The 1,311-nt window shown below is 68.1% G+C and carries 3 protein-coding genes; 1 reads left to right on the plus strand and 2 read right to left on the minus strand.

Features of this window, described 5'->3' with window-relative positions:
• Positions 1 to 98 precede the first annotated feature (98 nt).
• On the plus strand, positions 99 to 254 hold the full coding sequence (locus ABZV34_RS39600) for a DUF6131 family protein (protein WP_356288191.1): 156 nt from the start codon (positions 99 to 101) through the stop codon (positions 252 to 254).
• 86 nt (positions 255 to 340) lie between these two features.
• Here the strand turns inward: ABZV34_RS39600 and ABZV34_RS39605 are convergent, their stop codons facing one another.
• Both ABZV34_RS39605 and ABZV34_RS39610 read right to left on the minus strand, forming a co-directional pair.
• A complete protein-coding gene (locus tag ABZV34_RS39605; protein ID WP_356288194.1) occupies positions 341 to 712 on the minus strand; it encodes a low affinity iron permease family protein in 372 nt (123 codons plus the stop codon).
• Positions 713 to 867: 155 nt separating this feature from the next.
• The coding region (locus tag ABZV34_RS39610) for a CsbD family protein (RefSeq protein WP_356288196.1) at positions 868 to 1,311 on the minus strand (444 nt) is incomplete at its 5' end.

Here is a 1,311-nt window from a genome sequence, read left to right on the forward strand (position 1 = left end):
CCGGGGGCTCGCGCCGACCGTGCTGTCGCCGTGTTTGCGGCTGAATATTTGCGGGGACTCGGCGCTTAGGGGGTCAAGCTCCCCGACCGGAGGAAAAGATGATCATCCTCGGAGTTATTCTGCTCGTCATCGGCCTCGTGGCAGGCATCGGCATTCTATGGACCATCGGGGTCATCCTGGTGATCATCGGAGTCGTTCTGTGGATTCTGGGAGGCGTCGGACACGCGGTCGGCGGCCGACGGCACTACTGGTGACGGCGCGCTTCCGCGCGGAGTGTCACCAGGCGGCTCGACGCCTTCGGTAAGGGCGAGGAGAGATCTGAGAGGCGTCGACGCGCCTCTCAGATCTCGTCCTCCAGCCGAATGACGTTCCTGAGGTTCTCGTGCGCCTTTCCGGGGGTGCCTTCCTGCGCCTCGAGCAGGGCCGCGGCGATGGCGTCCAGCTTGCGCTGGATCGCTCGGTCCGCCCGGAGTTCCGAGTTCTTCAGCAGTGCGAGGAGCATGAGGGTCACCGCCGTCATGGATTCGCCGGCGAAGAGGAGCCAGGTCACCTCGACGCCCACGAGGTGGAGCGCGACGGTGAGGGAGACCAGCGCGAGGCAGAACACGAAGAAGACCGGTGAGCTGGTGAATTTCGACGCGGACTCGGCGAAACGTTCGAACCTTCCGCGCTCGTCGCCGCCACGGTCCGCCGGGTGCTCGATGGTCATCATCCTCAGTGCTCTCCGTCGCGGGGTCCCGATCCACCCGGGACCGGCCGTGTCAGGCAGGGGGCGTCATGTCCTCGGCGGGGCGGGGTGTCGCGCGCAGCTCGCACGACGCCCTGACGCCCGCCGGACGCGGCGGTGGCGCTACCGGCCACTCGCCTTCAGTGTTTGATCCGCTTGCGCATGCGGTCCGCGGCCTTTCCGGTCATCTCATGGGCCTTGCCCCGCAACTGTTCGTTGCGGCCTTTCCGCTGCATGGATTTGTCTCCCAGGGCCTTGCCCAGGGTCTCCCGCATCCTGCCCGTGATCTGTTGCGTCCTGGCGTTTCCCTTGATCATCACGATCGCCCTCTTCTCGAATCGCCGACGAGTGCGTTCCCGCGGGGCCGACGCACCTTTCTTCACCGTGTGGCCGCTGGGCGGGTGACGCAAACCGGCGCCGCGCGAGCGGTTCGGCGAGCCCCCGCGGGTCGGGCTTCGCTGATGCGTACCACGCTTCCCCGGCCGCCGCGCCCCGCCGCGGAACCTCGCCGCCACGGGGATGGGGGCGACGAGGCTCCCCTGGCCGGGTGCCCCGGCTGTCGTCGTCCATTCCGCGTGCTCCCC

The sequence above is a fragment of the Streptomyces sp. NPDC005195 genome (genome assembly GCF_040608315.1).
Taxonomy (GTDB): domain Bacteria; phylum Actinomycetota; class Actinomycetes; order Streptomycetales; family Streptomycetaceae; genus Streptomyces; species Streptomyces kaempferi.

Bases quoted from the DNA above. Each gene is read 5' to 3' on its own strand.
- ABZV34_RS39600 (WP_356288191.1), top strand. From the start codon at position 99: ATGATCATCCTCGGAGTTATTCTGCTCGTCATCGGCCTCGTGGCAGGC.
- ABZV34_RS39605 (WP_356288194.1), bottom strand. From the start codon at position 712: ATGATGACCATCGAGCACCCGGCGGACCGTGGCGGCGACGAGCGCGGA.